Below are 15,846 nucleotides of genomic sequence, written 5' to 3' on the forward strand. Positions count from 1 at the left end.
GCATTTTACGCTTTCCCAATCCCCATCTTTCCTTATACTCACTCAGGCAAACACTTTGTTACATCCTGTAAAGATACGCCAACAGAGCGTGCAAAGGATGAACAACATCACACTGAAAGGATCATGAAATGACTACGCAACGTTCATCGGGGCTACTCCAGCGTTTGGTTCAAGGGAGCCTGGTTAAACAAATTTTAATTGGGCTTATACTGGGAATTTTACTGGCTTTAGTTTCAAAACCTGCCGCAGAGGCAACGGGTCTGCTGGGCACCCTGTTCGTTGGTGCGCTGAAAGCTGTCGCGCCGGTTCTGGTACTGACGCTGGTGATGGCGTCTATCGCCAACCATCAACACGGTCAGAAAACCAATATTCGCCCGATTTTGTGGATGTATCTGCTCGGCACATTTTCAGCCGCGCTGACGGCGGTTGTGGTGAGCTTCCTCTTTCCGTCCACGCTGCAACTGACGACTGGCGCCACGGATATCACGCCGCCGAGCGGCATTGTCCAGGTGATACACGGGCTGCTGATGAGCATCGTTGCGAACCCGATCCATGCGCTGATCAACGCCAACTACATCGGTATTCTGGTGTGGGCTATCGGCCTGGGCTTTGCGCTGCGCCACAGTAATCAAACCACCAAAAATCTGGTGAACGATCTGTCCGACGCCGTCACCTTTATTGTGAAACTGGTGATTCGCTTCGCGCCGATCGGTATCTTTGGCCTGGTCGCCTCAACGCTCGCCACTACGGGCTTCTCAGCGCTGTGGGGCTATGCGCAACTGTTACTGGTGCTGATTGGCTGTATGGCGATTGTGGCGCTGGTCATCAACCCGCTGCTGGTCTTTTTACAGATCCGCCGCAACCCGTATCCGCTGGTTCTCACCTGCCTGCGTGAAAGCGGCGTGACCGCCTTCTTTACCCGTAGCTCTGCTGCAAATATTCCGGTGAATATGTCGCTGTGCGAAAAACTGAATCTGGACAGAGATACCTATTCTGTTTCCATCCCGCTGGGAGCAACCGTCAATATGGCCGGTGCGGCAATCACGATTACCGTGCTGACGCTGGCGGCGGTGTATACGCTGGGTATTCCGGTTGATCTGCCGACGGCGCTGCTGCTAAGCGTGGTGGCATCGCTGTGCGCATGCGGCGCTTCCGGCGTGGCGGGCGGTTCACTGCTGCTGATCCCGCTGGCGTGCAACATGTTCGGTATTCCGAACGAAATCGCCATGCAGGTGGTTGCGGTTGGCTTCATTATCGGCGTGTTGCAGGACTCCTGCGAGACCGCAATCAACTCCTCTACCGACGTTATGTTTACCGCCGCGGTATGTCAGGCGGAAGACGCGCGTTTAGCGAAAAGCGCGCTGCGTAGCTAAATAACCACAAGCCTGATGGCGCTACGCTTATCAGGCCTACAACGCCCCACACGTAGGCCGGATAAGACGTTTACGTCGCCATCCGGCATTTTTTTACAGCGTTACGCCGCTTTTGAAAATCGCCAGCTCGCGGAAATCATTGCGCTCATTGCAGGTCTGCTTGCCGTTGGCAAACGCCACAATCGTATCCACAAATTCATTCAACAACTGCGGCATCGCCTTACCGTGAATCAACTGCCCGGCGTCAAAATCGATCCAGTGCTTCTTCTTCGCCGCCAGTTCGCTGTTGGTGGCGATCTTCACCGTCGGGACAAACCCGCCATATGGCGTACCGCGGCCGGTACTGAACAGCACCATGTGGCAACCCGCGCCCGCCAGCGCGCTGGTGGCGACCGCATCGTTGCCTGGCGCGCTTAACAGATTCAGACCGCGCGTTTTCAGGCGCTCACCGTAGCGCAGCACATCCACAACCTGGCTGGAACCCGCCTTCTGCGTGCACCCCAGAGACTTGTCTTCCAGCGTCGTAATCCCGCCCGCCTTGTTACCCGGCGACGGATTCTCATAAATCGGCTGGTCATGAGCGATAAAGTATTGCTTGAAGTCATTGACCATTGTCACCAGTTTTTCAAACGTCTCTTCATCACGGCAATGGCTCATCAACAGCTGTTCTGCACCGAACATTTCCGGCACTTCCGTCAGCACCGTCGTCCCGCCGTTGGCGATAACATAGTCGGAGAAGCGACCCAGCATCGGGTTCGCGGTAATACCGGACAACCCATCTGAACCGCCGCATTCCAGACCAAACTTAAGTTCGCTCAGTTTGCCCGGCACGCGTTTGTCATGGCGCATCACGTTATACAACTGATGAAGATGCTCAACGCCCGCCTCCACTTCATCGTCCTGCTGTTGGCAGGTCATAAAATGAACGCGTTCAGGGTCGAACTCGCCCAGCGTCTCGCGAAAGGCATCCACCTGATTGTTTTCGCAACCCAGTCCAATCACCAGCACCGCCCCCGCATTCGGGTGACGCACCATGTTTTGCAGCATGGTGCGGGTATTGATGTGATCGTCGCCAAGCTGAGAACAGCCGTAGGTGTGGCTGAAGAGGAAAACGCCGTCAGTTCCTTCGGCATCAAAAGTCTCTTTCAGGAAACGGTTCTGGATCTGCCGCGCAATGCCGTTGACACAGCCGACGGTCGGCAGAATCCACAGCTCATTGCGCACGCCGACGTCTCCGTTGGCACGGCGATAAATCTGTACATCGCGATCCGCCGGTTGTACTTCAGGGGCCTGAAAATCGGGTTGATAGCTGTACTCATCCAAATCGCTGAGGTTAGTCCGGGTATTGTGGGCATGAATATGCTCACCCGCCGCGACGTCCACCAACGTATGGCCGATAGGCAGACCATATTTGATGACGTCCTCCCCCTGCGCAATATCGCGTAAGGCAAACTTATGACCGCGTACGACATCCTGGCGTAACGTCACAGTATGGTTATCGACGCTGACCTCAGCGCCCTGCGTTAAATCGGCCAACGCTACCGCAACGTTATCCAGCGTATGGATCCTGATGTATTGCATATCAACCCCAGACCTTAGTTCAGTTCAATGGCGAAATAGTCGCGCGCATTGTTGAAGCAGATGTTTCGTACCATTTCACCCAGCAACTGGATATCCGCCGGTGCTTCGCCCGCATTAACCCAGCGGCCTATCATCTGGCACAGGATGCGACGGAAATATTCGTGACGGGTATAAGACAGGAAGCTGCGGCTGTCGGTCAGCATACCGACGAAGCGGCTCAGCAGGCCAAGCTGCGCCAGTTGCGTCATCTGACGCTCCATCCCGTCTTTCTGATCGTTGAACCACCAGCCGGAACCAAACTGCATCTTGCCCGGCATCCCTTCGCCCTGGAAGTTGCCGATCATGGTGCCCAGCACTTCGTTATCGCGCGGGTTCAGACAGTACAGGATAGTTTTCGGTAGCAGATTTTCTTCATTCTGCTTGCTCAGCAATTTTGACAGCTCTTCCGCCAGCGGACGATCGTTGATGGAATCGAAGCCGACATCCGGCCCCAGCAGTTTGAACTGGCGCTGGTTGTTATTACGCAGCGCGCCGATGTGGTACTGCTGTACCCAACCGCGACGCGCATATTCCGCGCCCAGCCACACCAGTACGGCCGTTTTGAACTGCGCGACCTCATGCTCGCTCAGGGTCTCGCCCGCCAGACGGCGCGCCAGAATGCTGTCCAGTTCAGCTTCGCTGGCTTCAGCAAACATAACGACGTCAAGCGCGTGGTCAGAAACCTTACAGCCGTGGGCGGCAAAATGATCCAGACGCTGAGTCAGCGCGGCTTGCAGATCGGTGAAGCGGCGAATATCGGTATCCGATGCTTCGCCCAGCTTCGTCATGTAATCGCCAAAGGTTGCCTGCTCAATGTTGAACGCTTTATCAGGGCGCCAGCTCGGCAGCACTTTAACGGTGAACGCGCTGTCTTTCGCGATCGTGGCGTGGTGCTCCAGCGAATCAACAGGATCGTCGGTGGTGCCGACCATTTTTACATTCATCTGCTGCATGATTCCCCGCGCGGAGAATGCATCCTGCGCCAGCAATTCATTGCAACGATCCCAGATCTCATCTGCCGTCGCAGGCGACAGCAGCTTACCTGTAATACCAAATGGGCGACGCAGTTCAAGGTGCGTCCAGTGATATAACGGGTTGCCGATCGTGTGCGGCACCGTGGCGGCCCAGGCGTCGAACTTCTCACGATCGGACGCATCGCCCGTACACAGACGCTCAGCAACGCCATTGGTGCGCATCGCCCGCCATTTATAGTGGTCGCCTTTCAGCCAGATATCATACAGGTTGTTAAAACGGTAGTTTTCCGCGATCTGCGGCGGCGGCAGGTGGCAATGATAGTCGAAGATGGGCTGATCTTTTGCGTAATCATGGTACAGACGGCGGGCAAACTCGGTATCCAGCAGAAAATCTTCAGTCATAAACGGGGTCATTATCGTCTTCCTCTCAACGAGTGCGTCAGATTGCTTATGTTTTGATGCTGTCAAAGTTATCACACCAATTTCCAGACCCTGAAGATATTTTCGTGAGTTGGATCAATAAAAACCAACAAATAAATTACCCCTAAAAGAGTAAACAGCGCTCCAGGCCGCGCCATTACTGGTATTTCTAAATCGAAATAATGACCACACTAAGAATCCTGCATTTGTGATGTCACTCACCTTTTGAAGTTGTATGACAAGTTATCTTTCTGGCCGTCGCGATACATAAGCCGACGGAATGCAAAGTTATCGATGGTTAAGACATCGAATTGACCGGTACGGAAACCGAATTAGCACGATGACTCATGGCAACGTTCGGGGCGTACCGGCTTTTTTTCGGTTATCCCGTCGTCAATAACTTCCCCGCTCAGCGCAGGAAGATAACCGCGATTGTTGCGGAAATAACAAAACGATGAGGTTTTACATGCGTAAAATTAAAGGGTTACGTTGGTATATGATTGCACTGGTGACATTAGGCACCGTGCTGGGCTATCTGACGCGTAACACTGTGGCGGCGGCTGCGCCAACGCTGATGGAAGAGTTACACATCTCCACACAACAGTATTCCTATATCATCGCAGCCTATTCTGCTGCTTACACTGTCATGCAACCCGTAGCCGGTTACGTACTGGATGTTCTCGGTACGAAGGTGGGTTACGCCATGTTCGCCGTTCTGTGGGCCGTATTCTGCGGCGCAACCGCACTGGCTGGAAGCTGGGGCGGCCTGGCGCTGGCGCGCGGCGCGGTCGGCGCTGCTGAAGCCGCGATGATCCCGGCGGGCCTGAAAGCCAGCTCTGAATGGTTCCCGGCAAAAGAACGCTCTATTGCGGTCGGCTACTTTAACGTCGGCTCTTCCATCGGCGCGATGATTGCGCCTCCGCTGGTCGTCTGGGCTATCGTGATGCACAGCTGGCAGATGGCGTTTATTATTTCCGGCGTGCTGAGCTTCATCTGGGCAATGGCCTGGCTGGTGTTCTATAAACACCCGCGCGACCAGAAAAAGCTGACGGATGCAGAACGCGACTACATCATTGGCGGTCAGGAAGCGCAGCACAAAGACAATACTGCGAAGAAAATGTCTCTCGCGCAGATCCTGCGTAACCGCCAGTTCTGGGGTATCGCCCTGCCACGTTTCCTGGCGGAACCGGCATGGGGGACCTTCAACGCCTGGATCCCGCTGTTCATGTTTAAAGTGTACGGCTTTAACCTGAAAGAGATCGCCATGTTCGCCTGGATGCCCATGCTGTTTGCCGACTTAGGCTGCATCATCGGCGGTTATCTGCCGCCGCTGTTCCAGCGCTGGTTCGGTGTAAACCTGATCGTCTCCCGTAAAATGGTCGTTACCCTGGGCGCGCTGCTGATGATTGGCCCAGGCATGATCGGTCTGTTCACCAGCCCGTATATCGCCATCATGCTGCTTTGCATCGGCGGTTTCGCTCACCAGGCGCTGTCCGGCGCGCTGATTACGCTCTCTTCTGACGTCTTTGGCCGTAATGAAGTGGCTACCGCGAATGGCCTGACCGGGATGTCCGCCTGGCTGGCGAGCACATTGTTTGCTCTGGTGGTCGGCGCGCTGGCTGACACCATCGGCTTCAGCCCGCTGTTCGCGGTACTGGCGGTGTTCGACCTGCTCGGCGCGCTGGTTATCTGGACGGTGCTGCAAAACAAACCGGCCAGCGAGGCGGGGCCAGGGTCGCAGGTCAATCACCCCGCAACGCAAAGTTGACCTGACCTGCGCCATCATCCAACAAGGTTTACTCATCCAAAGCCGCCTGTTAAACAGGCGGCTTTTTCAACGGTACAAGTGGAGCCAGCCTCGCAAAAGTGGTATAACAAATATAGTCTGCCGTCTTATGCCTGGAGCGCATATGGAAATCACCGAACCACGACGTTTGTATCAACAACTTGCTGCTGACCTGAAAGAGCGCATCGAACAGGGCGTCTACCTTGTGGGCGATAAACTCCCTGCCGAACGCTTTATTGCCGATGAGAAAAACGTCAGCCGTACGGTGGTTCGTGAAGCGATTATCATGCTGGAGGTCGAAGGCTACGTAGAAGTCCGCAAAGGTTCCGGCATCCACGTTATTTCAAATCAACCGAAATATTATGTCGCCCCGGATGAAAACCTTGAGTTCGCCAATTATGGCCCGTTCGAACTTCTCCAGGCGCGCCAGTTGATAGAAAGCAATATTGCCGAGTTTGCCGCCACGCAGGTGACGAAACAGGACATCATGAAGCTGATGGAAATCCAGGAGAAAGCGCGTAACGAAAAATGTTTCCGCGACTCCGAATGGGATCTCCAGTTCCATGTGCAGGTCGCGCTGGCGACGCAAAATACCGCGCTGGCCGCCATTGTCGAAAAAATGTGGACTCAGCGCGTACATAACCCGTACTGGAAAAAACTGCACGATCATATTGATTCACGCACCGTCGATAACTGGTGCGACGATCATGACCATATTCTCAAGGCGCTGATTCGCAAAGATCCTCATGCCGCGAAACTGGCAATGTGGCAGCATCTGGAGAACACCAAACAGATGCTGTTTAACGAAACCAGCGACGATTTCGAATTTAACGCCGACCGCTATCTTTTTGCTGAAAATCCCGTTGTTCATTTGGACACCGCCGCTAACGGGGCAAAATAGACAATCTTACGCTGGCAGGCGCATCAGGGCGCCTGTCTGCGACGCCGCTCAGTAAGCGTAAGATATAAAGTGTCAGCCTGTGTAAATCCTCTCGCCACCCACCTTTGTGATAAGCAAAATCATATTTTAACGACGTGCGATTTCTATAACGGACTACGTCGACCTTTGTTACAATTAGATGCATTTTGAATTTTTGTGTGTTAGTGCTTGCTTACTTCACAACTTAACAAGGAATGGTTCAGGCCGCGATTTTGCGCCCGTCCGCAACCCAAGTAAAAAATGAATAATGTTGCGGTATTGCAAACTCAAAAAACCGGCGTGACGTTAACCGATTCTCCAGGAATACTGAATGGAACTACTGACTCAATTACTGAATGCCCTGTGGGCTCAGGATTTTGAAACACTCGCCAACCCTTCCATGATTGGCATGCTTTATTTCGTACTATTTATGATTTTGTTCCTGGAAAATGGGTTGCTTCCTGCCGCCTTTTTACCTGGTGACAGTTTGCTGGTGCTGGTCGGCGTACTTATCGCCAAAGGCGCAATGGGGTTTCCGCAAACGCTCCTGCTGTTAACCGTGGCCGCCAGCCTGGGCTGCTGGGTCAGTTATATTCAGGGGCGATGGCTGGGCAACACGCGTATTGTACAAAACTGGCTGTCGCATCTGCCCGCGCATTATCATCAGCGCGCCCATCATTTGTTCCATAAACATGGCCTGTCCGCGCTGTTAATTGGCCGTTTTATCGCTTTCGTTCGTACCTTGTTACCCACTATCGCGGGTCTGTCCGGCCTTAATAACGCGCGCTTTCAATTCTTTAACTGGATGAGCGGGTTGTTGTGGGTCCTGATCCTGACCTCGCTGGGTTACTTACTGGGCAAAACGCCTGTATTCCTGAAGTACGAAGACCAACTGATGTCATGTCTGATGCTGCTGCCGGTGGTGCTGCTGGTCTTTGGGCTGGCGGGTTCGCTGGTGGTGCTCTGGAAAAAGAAATACGGAAATCGGGGATAGAGTATGGTGAAACCACGCATAACGCTTCGACAACTGGCCTGGACAACCTCTTTTCTCGTGCTGATGAGCGTGCTTTTTCTCGTCTGGTCGACCATTCGCCAGCAGGAATCCACGCTGGCCATTCGCGCCATCCATCAGGGCGTCAGTATGCCGGACGGCTTTTCCATCTGGCATCATCTGGACGCTAACGGCATTCGCTTCAAAAGCATCACGCCACAAAATGACGCGCTGCTTATTACGTTTGACTCCAGCGCGCAAAGCGCGGCGGCTAAGGCCGTGCTGGACAGAACGTTGCCGCATGGCTATATCATCGCCCAACAGAACGGCGACAGCCAGGCCGTACAGTGGTTGACCCGCTTACGGGATAACCCACATCGCTTCGGTTAATTTCCAGGAATCCGAATCATATCACCCACTTTGGTGATTTCGCCGTTTACTGACTATGATTAATAAGGCGGACTTATTGTCCGCCGTGTTATAACCTGGATCATCGTCCCCCGGTAACGGGTTCGAATCACAATGGAAGGTTCAAGAATGAAATACCGCATCGCTTTCGCCATTACCCTTTTCACGCTCAGTGCAGGCAGCTATGCCAATACCCTCTGTCAGGAAAAAGAGCAGGATATACAGAAGGAAATTAGCTACGCCGAAAAGCACAACAACCAGAACCGCATTAATGGTTTGAATAAAGCGCTCAGCGAACTCAGAGCAAACTGCACCGACAGTAAACTGCGTGCTGACCATCAGAAAAAGATCGCAAAACAAAAAGATGAGATTGCTGAACGTCAGCGTGATCTGGTCGAAGCAAAACAAAAAGGCGATGCGGATAAAATTGCGAAACGTGAACGCAAGCTGGCTGAAGCTCAGGATGACCTGAAAAAGCTTGAGGCACGCGACTACTAAGTCAAATCAAACGTTAACGACTCACTCACCTGGAGAAAACTATGTCGAAAGATAACACTACGGAACATCTGCGCGCTGAGTTGAAATCCCTGGCTGATACGCTCGAAGAGGTGCTTAGCTCCTCTGGCGATAAGTCGAAAGAAGAGTTGAGTAAGATTCGTAGCAAAGCCGAGCGCGCGCTGAAAGAAAGCCGCAACCGTCTGGGCGAAACCGGCGATGCGATTGCCAAACAAACCCGCGAAGCCGCAGCGCGGGCTGACGACTATGTACGCGAGAACCCGTGGACGGGCGTCGGCATTGGCGCAGCCGTTGGTGTGGTGCTGGGCGTACTGCTGACGCGTCGTTAATTATGGCGGATTCTCATCACGCGCAGGGGCCAGGCAAAAGCGTTCTGGGCATCGGGCAGCGGATTGTCACTATCCTTGTTGAGATGGTAGAAACCCGGCTGCGACTGGCGGTTGTGGAACTGGAAGAGGAAAAAGCGAATCTCTTTCAGCTTCTGCTGATGCTGGGGCTGACCATGCTTTTCGCGGCGTTCGGTCTGATGAGCCTGATGGTGCTTATCATCTGGGTGGTTGACCCTCAGTATCGCCTCAATGCAATGATCGCCACCACCGTTGTGTTGCTGGTTCTGGCGCTGATCGGCGGACTCTGGACGTTACACAAAGCCCGCCAGTCAACGCTGTTACGCCATACGCGTCATGAACTGGCTAACGACCGGCAAATTCTGGAGGATGACAAGCCGTGAGCAGTAAAGTCGAACGTCAAAAGCGTAAGGCGTTGCTGCTCAGCCAAATCCAGCAGCAAAGGCTGGACCTTTCAGCCGGTCGTCGCGACTGGCTGGAAGCGACGGACAGCTGGGATCGCGGCTGGAACACGCTGATCAGCCTGCGTTCCTGGGCGCTGGTCGGCAGCAGCGTTATGGCTATCTGGACAATTCGCCACCCGAATCTGCTGGTGCGCTGGGCAAAACGCGGTTTTGGCATCTGGAGCGCCTGGCGGCTGGTCAAAAGCACGATCCGAAAACAGCAACTGCGCGGCTGATCCCTGCCCCCTTCCTCCTCGCCATCCGGCATAACGCCCGATGGCGCTACGCTTATCGAGCCTACGTATTATTGTTGATCCAATAAGGTGTTTACACCGCCATCCGGCAATCTGTGCCCTGTCACTCAAAATTTTTGAAAATTATTGACAGTTTTCCTTGCTAACAATTGTTACATGTCACGTTTATGATTCTCTCCATCAACCGCAACGACGCGACATTCCGCGTGATTGCACAAAAAATGAAATCAGCAGCCTGAGTGGTTCCCTGGAGAGTAAAATGAAAAAATTAGAAGATGTTGGTGTACTGGTAGCGCGCATTCTGATGCCCATTCTGTTTATCACCGCAGGTTGGGGAAAAATCACCGGTTATGCGGGTACCCAACAATACATGGAAGCGATGGGGGTTCCGGGGTTCCTGTTACCGCTGACTATCCTGCTTGAGTTTGGCGGCGGTCTGGCGATTCTGTTCGGTTTCCTGACCCGTACAACGGCGCTGTTTACCGCAGGCTTTACCCTGCTGACCGCGTTCATCTTCCACAGCAACTTTGCGGAAGGCGTGAACTCACTGATGTTCATGAAAAACCTGACCATCGCAGGCGGTTTCCTGCTGCTGGCCATCACAGGGCCGGGCGCATTCAGCATCGACCGCGTCCTGAATAAAAAGTGGTAAGCACGCTATACTGAATCAAAAAACGAGGGGATATTCTCCTCGTTTTTGCTATCTGGAGGAGAGAGAAAATGGGACAACTGATTGACGGCGTATGGCATGACACCTGGTATGACACCAAGTCTACGGGGGGGAAATTTCAACGTTCTGTATCGGCTTTCCGTAACTGGCTCACCGCTGATGGCGCGCCGGGCCCGACTGGCGAAGGGGGCTTTGCCGCCGAAAAAGATCGCTATCACCTGTATGTTTCACTTGCCTGCCCGTGGGCGCATCGCACGCTGATCCTGCGTAAGCTCAAGGGGCTGGAACCGTTTATCTCCGTTTCTGTTGTGAATCCGCTGATGCTGGAGAATGGCTGGACGTTTGATGATAATTTCCCGGCGGCAACCGGTGATACGCTGTATCAACACGAGTTTCTGTATCAACTCTATCTGCATGCCGATCCGCACTACAGCGGTCGCGTCACCGTACCGGTATTGTGGGATAAAAAGAATCACACCATCGTCAGTAATGAATCGGCGGAAATCATTCGCATGTTCAATACCGCATTCGATGCGCTGGGCGCCAAAGCCGGGGATTACTACCCGACAGCCCTGCGCGGAAAAATTGACGAGCTCAATAGCTGGATTTATGACAACGTCAACAACGGCGTGTACAAAGCCGGGTTTGCCACCAGCCAGCAGGCCTATGATGAAGCCGTAGAGAAAGTGTTCGAGTCACTGGCGCGTCTGGAGCAAATTCTGGGGCAGCACCGTTACCTGACCGGCGACCAGTTAACCGAGGCGGACATTCGCCTGTGGACCACGCTGGTGCGTTTTGACCAGGTTTACGTTACGCACTTCAAGTGCGACAAATACCGCATCAGCGATTACCTGAATCTTTATGGTTTCCTGCGCGATATCTGGCAGATGCCCGGTATTGCGGAAACCGTCAACTTCGACCATATCCGTAACCACTACTTCCGTAGCCACAAAACCATCAACCCGACGGGGATTATCTCCATCGGCCCGTTGCAGGATCTCAATGAGCCTCACGGGCGCGACGTCCGCTTTGCAAAAGCGGGATAATCCCCTTACGCCGCCACCAGAAAACAGCCTGATGGCGGCGCTGACTCGCCTTACCCGCCCGGTGCATTAAACACATTAATCATTCGAATATTTACCACCATTCCATTCACGGCTATTCTTATTTAAAAACAAGTGATTGACCGTATGTTGAGGCGAAAATGGACTGGTATTTAAAAGTATTGAAGAACTATATCGGCTTTGGCGGCCGCGCGCGTCGTAAAGAGTACTGGATGTTTATTCTGGTCAACGTCATTTTTACGTTTGTGTTGGGCGTGCTGGACAAGATGTTCGGCTGGCAACGCGCCGGGGGCGAAGGCGTGCTGACAACCATTTATGGCATTCTGATTTTCTTACCGTGGTGGGCAGTACAGTTCCGTCGGTTGCATGATACCGATCGTTCCGCATGGTGGCTGTTGCTGCTCCTCATCCCTGTTATTGGCTGGCTGGTCATCATCCTCTTTAACTGCCAGAACGGTACGCCAGGCGAAAACCGCTTCGGGCAGGACCCTAAAATTCTGCCCTGAAGTGAAGCCGGTAGATGCCTGATGGCGCTGCGCTTATCAGGCCTACGCGAGCGCCTGCACCGCCATCCGGCTAAACCGGGCTTGCGCTCTTATCTGCTGGCAAACAGTTTCGGGATTTCCCGCAGGCACCAGGCTTTCGCCTCGCCCATGCTGTCGCGTCGCCAGGCCATAATAATATCAATTTCACTGGTCGATTCCGGGCTGACGACCCGCAGTCTTCCTTGTGCAATATCCTGTTCGACCAGCGGATACGGCATGGTCGCGACGCCCAGCCCGGCCAGCAAAGCCTGACGTTTGTCTTCAATGGTACTCACCGTCAGGCGCGGCTGTTTGTCCAGCAGCTGCACGGTCAATACCGGTCGCTCGCGGGCGGTATCCGCCACCGCCACACCACGATATTTCACGCGGGTCACTTCAGACAACGGCTCCGGCTCCTGATGAATCGGATGGTCCGGCGCCGCCACGTAGACGTTCATCAGCGTATACAGCTTGCGGGAGTTAATTTCTGACGACGAGCGGAAATGCATATCCGGTGCAATCACAATATCGGCCCTCCCCTGCTCCAGACGCTCCCAGGCGCCCGCCAGCACTTCCGTGATCACCGAAAGCTGGGTGTTGGCTTTCGCGGCCAGTCGGTCAATCAGCGGGAAGAAGGCTGAGGTCGGCACCAGCGCTTCTGTCACCAGCGTCAGGTGCGTTTCCCAACCGCGCGCCAGCGCTTCGGCATCGGTGGTCAGCTTGTCTGCCGCTTCCAGCAATACGCGCCCGCGTTCCAGCAGCATACGCCCCACGTTGGTGAATTTTGTCCGATGGCCGGAACGGTCAAACAACACCACATCCAGCTCCTCTTCCAGTTTTTGCATGGTGTAGCTGAGCGCGGATGGTACGCGACCTAACTCATCTGCCGCCGCCGCGAAGCTCCCGCGTCGATCTATTGCGTCCATGACGCGTAACGCTTCCAGTGTTAACGCCCTTTCTTTGGCCATATCGTTCTCATTCAGGAAATTTGAACATACCGGGCAGAATATCTGGCTAACAATGCAGCGTCCAGCCCCTTAACATAAAAGGAAGTAAAGAGAGGTCAAGAATTATGATTACTACCCGAACAGCCAAACAGTGCGGACAGGCAGACTACGGATGGTTGCAGGCCCGTTATACCTTCTCCTTTGGACACTACTTCGACCCTAAACTGCTGGGCTATGCCTCCCTGCGCGTACTCAACCAGGAAGTGCTGGCGCCGGGCGCCTCCTTCCAGCCGCGCACCTACCCGAAGGTGGATATTTTAAACCTGATTCTGGAAGGCGAAGCGGAATATCGCGACAGCGAAGGCAATCATGTCCAGGCGAAAGCGGGCGAAGCCCTGCTGCTCGCCACGCAGCCGGGCATTAGCTATAGCGAGCATAACCTCAGTAAAGATAAGTCGCTTACCAGGATGCAGCTATGGCTGGACGCCTGTCCTGAGCGGGAAAACCCGTTGGTACAGAAAACCACGCTAACCGCGAGCAAACAGCAACTCCTCGCCTCCCCGGATGGAGAACAGGACAGCCTGCAATTACGCCAGCAGGTCTGGGTGCACCATATTGCGCTGAAAAAAGGCGAGTCGCTGAGCTTTCAACTGCATGGCCCACGCGCCTATTTGCAGTCGATTCACGGTACGTTTCATGCGGTAACGCATAACGAGGAGCGAGAAGCGCTTACCTGCGGCGACGGCGCATTTATTCGTGATGAAGCTAACATAACGTTAGTTGCCGACACGCCATTGCGCGCTTTACTGATAGATTTGCCTGTGTAGTCAGAAAAAATAAGGGAGTTATGACTGTGAGCAAAAAATCGGCTAAAAAGCATCAATCCGTAACCCAACCCGCAGCACAGGATGCGGCAAACGCGCCCGGGAAATTTGGCTACGAGGAGATGCTAACCGAACTGGAAGCGATCGTCGCGGATGCAGAGATCCGGTTAGCGGAAGAAGATGAAGCCGCCTGAAAAGGCGGCTTCTGATTATCGACAAACGCAATGCCGGATGGCGGCGTAAACGCCTTATCCGGCCTACAAACACAAGTTACCGTAGGCCTGATAAGCGCAGCGCCATCAGGCAAACTGAAAAGGCGGCTTCTGATTACCGATAAACGTAATGCCGGATGGCGGCGTAAACGCCTTATCCGGCCTACAAACACAAGTTACCGTAGGCCTGATAAGCGCAGCGCCATCAGGCAAACCCGCGCCACCGGGTTAATGCGCCTTACTGGCCATAATTTCGATAACCTGACGGTCGGTTTGCTGCATTGCATGACAGGCCAACGCGCACAAATTCGAAATAGATTGCTCGACGTTATGCGCCACAATCCCTTCGTTGCCAGTTACCGCCGTATCATCCAGCGCCATTAACACCGCTTTCCAGGCCGCAGACGCACTGGTCGATACCTTCATCGCACAGCTATTCGATGCGCCGTCGCATATCATCCCGCTCACGTCGCCGATCATACTGCTGATCGCCATCGCAATCGTGTTATAGCGGCCATCCATCAGCCACGCCATTCCTGCCGCCGCCCCCATTGCCGCCGTGGTCGCCGCACAGAGCGCTGACAGGCGTGGAAGCTGATGGTGAATGTAGATCGCGCTCAGGTGCGAGAGCATCAGGGCGCGCGCCAGACGTTCGTCATCCGCCCCCACATGCTCCGCCACCACCATTACGGGAACCGTCGCGGTGATCCCCTGATTGCCGGAGCCGGAGTTACTCATGGCTGGCAGCGTCGCGCCGCCCATCCGCGCATCCGAGGCTGCGCTGGTGCGAATCAGGATCGCCGTTGACAGATCGTCCGCCAGCAGACCGCGTGCGCACTGCTTTTGCAACGTCGCCCCGATATGCAGCCCCCAGGTGCCGCGCAATCCTTCCTGCGACAGCGCGCCGTTCAGTCTGGCGGCCTCCAGAATAAAGCGGATTGACGCAAACGGCACCGCATTCACAAACGCCAGAATCTCTTCCAGCGAGGTCTTTGATAAGACCGACAGCGGCGATTCTTGCGCCTCCCCCTGCACGCTTTCGGTCTGCGTAAAGATCACTCCAGTGTGAGTTTCAATGCGCACGATATTGGTGTGCCCGCCGACGATCGTTACGCAGGCCCACGCATCGCCGCTGTACACTTTAGCGCGTGAGAAGAGGATGTCGTCGCATGGATCCTGCAACATCACCGACACCTTCCCGGCAGCCAGCATCGCTTTCGCATCCGCAATCGCCCCCGAAGAGGCGTTTTTCAACACTTCCAGCCCCGCGCTGGCATCGCCGCCAAGCGCCCCCAGCGCTGCCGCAATGGGAAGCCCAACCATCCCGGTGCCCGGCACGGTGACACCCAGGCCATTCTTCATCAGGTTCGGCGAGACCCACGCGTCAACGCGTTCAACTTCGCCGTCAAGTTCAGCCGCGGCAACTGCCGCCGCCAGCGCCAGAGAGACAGGTTCCGTACATCCCAGTGCCGGTTTTACCTCTTCTTGTACTGCGAGGATAAAACGCTGCCATAACGGATTTTCTGTAGACTCAAACATAACAACAACCTTACT

At 54.4% G+C, this 15,846-nt stretch carries 17 protein-coding genes and 2 pseudogenes; 14 read left to right on the top strand and 5 right to left on the bottom strand.

Features of this window, described 5'->3' with window-relative positions; all coding sequences use genetic code 11:
- The first annotated feature begins 128 nt into the window (after window positions 1–128).
- Window positions 129–1,373: a serine/threonine transporter SstT gene (gene sstT, locus OGX75_RS13135; RefSeq protein WP_012135229.1), complete on the top strand. Its 1,245-nt coding sequence runs from the start codon at window positions 129–131 to the stop codon at window positions 1,371–1,373.
- A gap of 93 nt (window positions 1,374–1,466) precedes the next feature.
- On the opposite strand, the gene OGX75_RS13140 is transcribed toward sstT, so the two are convergent.
- Together OGX75_RS13140 and uxaC are read right to left on the bottom strand one after the other, a co-directional pair.
- The gene (locus OGX75_RS13140; protein ID WP_153257879.1) at window positions 1,467–2,954 is read right to left on the bottom strand and encodes a UxaA family hydrolase; all 1,488 of its coding nucleotides are present in this window, start codon (window positions 2,952–2,954) and stop codon (window positions 1,467–1,469) included.
- A 14-nt stretch (window positions 2,955–2,968) separates the two neighbouring features.
- Window positions 2,969–4,381, bottom strand: a complete 1,413-nt coding sequence (gene uxaC / locus OGX75_RS13145; RefSeq protein WP_286451102.1) for a glucuronate isomerase — start codon at window positions 4,379–4,381, stop codon at window positions 2,969–2,971.
- Between the two features lie 472 nt (window positions 4,382–4,853).
- On the opposite strand from uxaC, the gene OGX75_RS13150 reads away from it, so the two are divergent.
- The 11 genes and pseudogenes from OGX75_RS13150 (at window position 4,854) to OGX75_RS13200 (ending at window position 12,291) form a co-directional block, all read left to right on the top strand.
- Entirely contained in the window at window positions 4,854–6,155 is a 1,302-nt protein-coding gene (locus OGX75_RS13150) for an MFS transporter (RefSeq protein ID WP_047463898.1), read from the top strand.
- 142 nt (window positions 6,156–6,297) lie between these two features.
- A complete protein-coding gene (gene exuR / locus OGX75_RS13155; protein ID WP_012135233.1) occupies window positions 6,298–7,074 on the top strand; it encodes a transcriptional regulator ExuR in 777 nt (258 codons plus the stop codon).
- Between the two features lie 349 nt (window positions 7,075–7,423).
- Window positions 7,424–8,086 carry a DedA family general envelope maintenance protein YqjA gene (gene yqjA, locus OGX75_RS13160; RefSeq protein WP_012135234.1) on the top strand — a complete coding sequence of 221 codons (663 nt, stop codon included), beginning with the start codon at window positions 7,424–7,426 and terminating at the stop codon, window positions 8,084–8,086.
- A 3-nt stretch (window positions 8,087–8,089) separates the two neighbouring features.
- Window positions 8,090–8,473, top strand: a complete 384-nt coding sequence (gene mzrA / locus OGX75_RS13165; RefSeq protein ID WP_047461090.1) for an EnvZ/OmpR regulon moderator MzrA — start codon at window positions 8,090–8,092, stop codon at window positions 8,471–8,473.
- 147 nt (window positions 8,474–8,620) lie between these two features.
- A complete protein-coding gene (locus OGX75_RS13170) occupies window positions 8,621–8,989 on the top strand; it encodes a DUF1090 domain-containing protein (RefSeq protein WP_049010354.1) in 369 nt (122 codons plus the stop codon).
- 41 nt (window positions 8,990–9,030) lie between these two features.
- Window positions 9,031–9,336: an ElaB/YgaM/YqjD family protein gene (locus OGX75_RS13175; protein WP_012135237.1), complete on the top strand. Its 306-nt coding sequence runs from the start codon at window positions 9,031–9,033 to the stop codon at window positions 9,334–9,336.
- A gap of 2 nt (window positions 9,337–9,338) precedes the next feature.
- Window positions 9,339–9,744: pseudogene (locus OGX75_RS13180) on the top strand (phage holin family protein).
- Window positions 9,734–10,033, top strand: a complete 300-nt coding sequence (locus OGX75_RS13185) for a YqjK-like family protein (protein WP_012135239.1) — start codon at window positions 9,734–9,736, stop codon at window positions 10,031–10,033. Before OGX75_RS13180 ends, OGX75_RS13185 begins: the two are co-directional and overlap by 11 nt.
- 277 nt (window positions 10,034–10,310) lie before the next feature.
- Window positions 10,311–10,703, top strand: a complete 393-nt coding sequence (locus tag OGX75_RS13190) for a DoxX family protein (RefSeq protein ID WP_012135240.1) — start codon at window positions 10,311–10,313, stop codon at window positions 10,701–10,703.
- Between the two features lie 68 nt (window positions 10,704–10,771).
- Window positions 10,772–11,767 carry a glutathione S-transferase family protein gene (locus OGX75_RS13195; RefSeq protein ID WP_049010352.1) on the top strand — a complete coding sequence of 332 codons (996 nt, stop codon included), beginning with the start codon at window positions 10,772–10,774 and terminating at the stop codon, window positions 11,765–11,767.
- 158 nt (window positions 11,768–11,925) lie between these two features.
- Complete coding sequence (locus OGX75_RS13200) at window positions 11,926–12,291, top strand: DUF805 domain-containing protein (RefSeq protein ID WP_012135242.1); 366 nt, start codon at window positions 11,926–11,928, stop codon at window positions 12,289–12,291.
- An 89-nt stretch (window positions 12,292–12,380) separates the two neighbouring features.
- Here OGX75_RS13200 and yhaJ read toward each other — a convergent pair whose 3' ends face one another.
- On the bottom strand, window positions 12,381–13,277 hold the full coding sequence (gene yhaJ / locus OGX75_RS13205; RefSeq protein ID WP_012135243.1) for a DNA-binding transcriptional regulator YhaJ: 897 nt from the start codon (window positions 13,275–13,277) through the stop codon (window positions 12,381–12,383).
- A gap of 104 nt (window positions 13,278–13,381) precedes the next feature.
- Between yhaJ and OGX75_RS13210 the strand changes: the two genes are divergently transcribed.
- Both OGX75_RS13210 and OGX75_RS13215 read left to right on the top strand, forming a co-directional pair.
- On the top strand, window positions 13,382–14,083 hold the full coding sequence (locus OGX75_RS13210; RefSeq protein ID WP_219936544.1) for a pirin family protein: 702 nt from the start codon (window positions 13,382–13,384) through the stop codon (window positions 14,081–14,083).
- A 26-nt stretch (window positions 14,084–14,109) separates the two neighbouring features.
- Window positions 14,110–14,274, top strand: coding sequence for a protein YhaL (locus OGX75_RS13215; RefSeq protein ID WP_047463896.1), 165 nt, complete (start codon window positions 14,110–14,112; stop codon window positions 14,272–14,274).
- Window positions 14,275–14,306: 32 nt separating this feature from the next.
- Here the strand turns inward: OGX75_RS13215 and OGX75_RS21315 are convergent.
- Window positions 14,307–14,444 (bottom strand): annotated as a pseudogene (locus OGX75_RS21315) (hypothetical protein); the annotation flags it as partial.
- A gap of 76 nt (window positions 14,445–14,520) precedes the next feature.
- Window positions 14,521–15,831 (bottom strand): L-cysteine desulfidase family protein, encoded by a 1,311-nt coding sequence (locus tag OGX75_RS13220; RefSeq protein WP_286451100.1) that lies wholly within the window; start codon window positions 15,829–15,831, stop codon window positions 14,521–14,523.
- Window positions 15,832–15,846: the final 15 nt, after the last annotated feature.

This window comes from Citrobacter sp. CK199 (assembly GCF_030333285.1).
GTDB lineage: Bacteria > Pseudomonadota > Gammaproteobacteria > Enterobacterales > Enterobacteriaceae > Citrobacter_B > Citrobacter_B koseri.

Bases quoted from the DNA above. Each gene is read 5' to 3' on its own strand.
- sstT (WP_012135229.1), top strand. From the start codon at position 129: ATGACTACGCAACGTTCATCGGGGCTACTCCAGCGTTTGGTTCAAGGG.
- OGX75_RS13140 (WP_153257879.1), bottom strand. From the start codon at position 2,954: ATGCAATACATCAGGATCCATACGCTGGATAACGTTGCGGTAGCGTTG.
- uxaC (WP_286451102.1), bottom strand. From the start codon at position 4,381: ATGACCCCGTTTATGACTGAAGATTTTCTGCTGGATACCGAGTTTGCC.
- OGX75_RS13150 (WP_047463898.1), top strand. From the start codon at position 4,854: ATGCGTAAAATTAAAGGGTTACGTTGGTATATGATTGCACTGGTGACA.
- exuR (WP_012135233.1), top strand. From the start codon at position 6,298: ATGGAAATCACCGAACCACGACGTTTGTATCAACAACTTGCTGCTGAC.
- yqjA (WP_012135234.1), top strand. From the start codon at position 7,424: ATGGAACTACTGACTCAATTACTGAATGCCCTGTGGGCTCAGGATTTT.
- mzrA (WP_047461090.1), top strand. From the start codon at position 8,090: ATGGTGAAACCACGCATAACGCTTCGACAACTGGCCTGGACAACCTCT.
- OGX75_RS13170 (WP_049010354.1), top strand. From the start codon at position 8,621: ATGAAATACCGCATCGCTTTCGCCATTACCCTTTTCACGCTCAGTGCA.
- OGX75_RS13175 (WP_012135237.1), top strand. From the start codon at position 9,031: ATGTCGAAAGATAACACTACGGAACATCTGCGCGCTGAGTTGAAATCC.
- OGX75_RS13190 (WP_012135240.1), top strand. From the start codon at position 10,311: ATGAAAAAATTAGAAGATGTTGGTGTACTGGTAGCGCGCATTCTGATG.
- OGX75_RS13195 (WP_049010352.1), top strand. From the start codon at position 10,772: ATGGGACAACTGATTGACGGCGTATGGCATGACACCTGGTATGACACC.
- OGX75_RS13200 (WP_012135242.1), top strand. From the start codon at position 11,926: ATGGACTGGTATTTAAAAGTATTGAAGAACTATATCGGCTTTGGCGGC.
- yhaJ (WP_012135243.1), bottom strand. From the start codon at position 13,277: ATGGCCAAAGAAAGGGCGTTAACACTGGAAGCGTTACGCGTCATGGAC.
- OGX75_RS13210 (WP_219936544.1), top strand. From the start codon at position 13,382: ATGATTACTACCCGAACAGCCAAACAGTGCGGACAGGCAGACTACGGA.
- OGX75_RS13220 (WP_286451100.1), bottom strand. From the start codon at position 15,831: ATGTTTGAGTCTACAGAAAATCCGTTATGGCAGCGTTTTATCCTCGCA.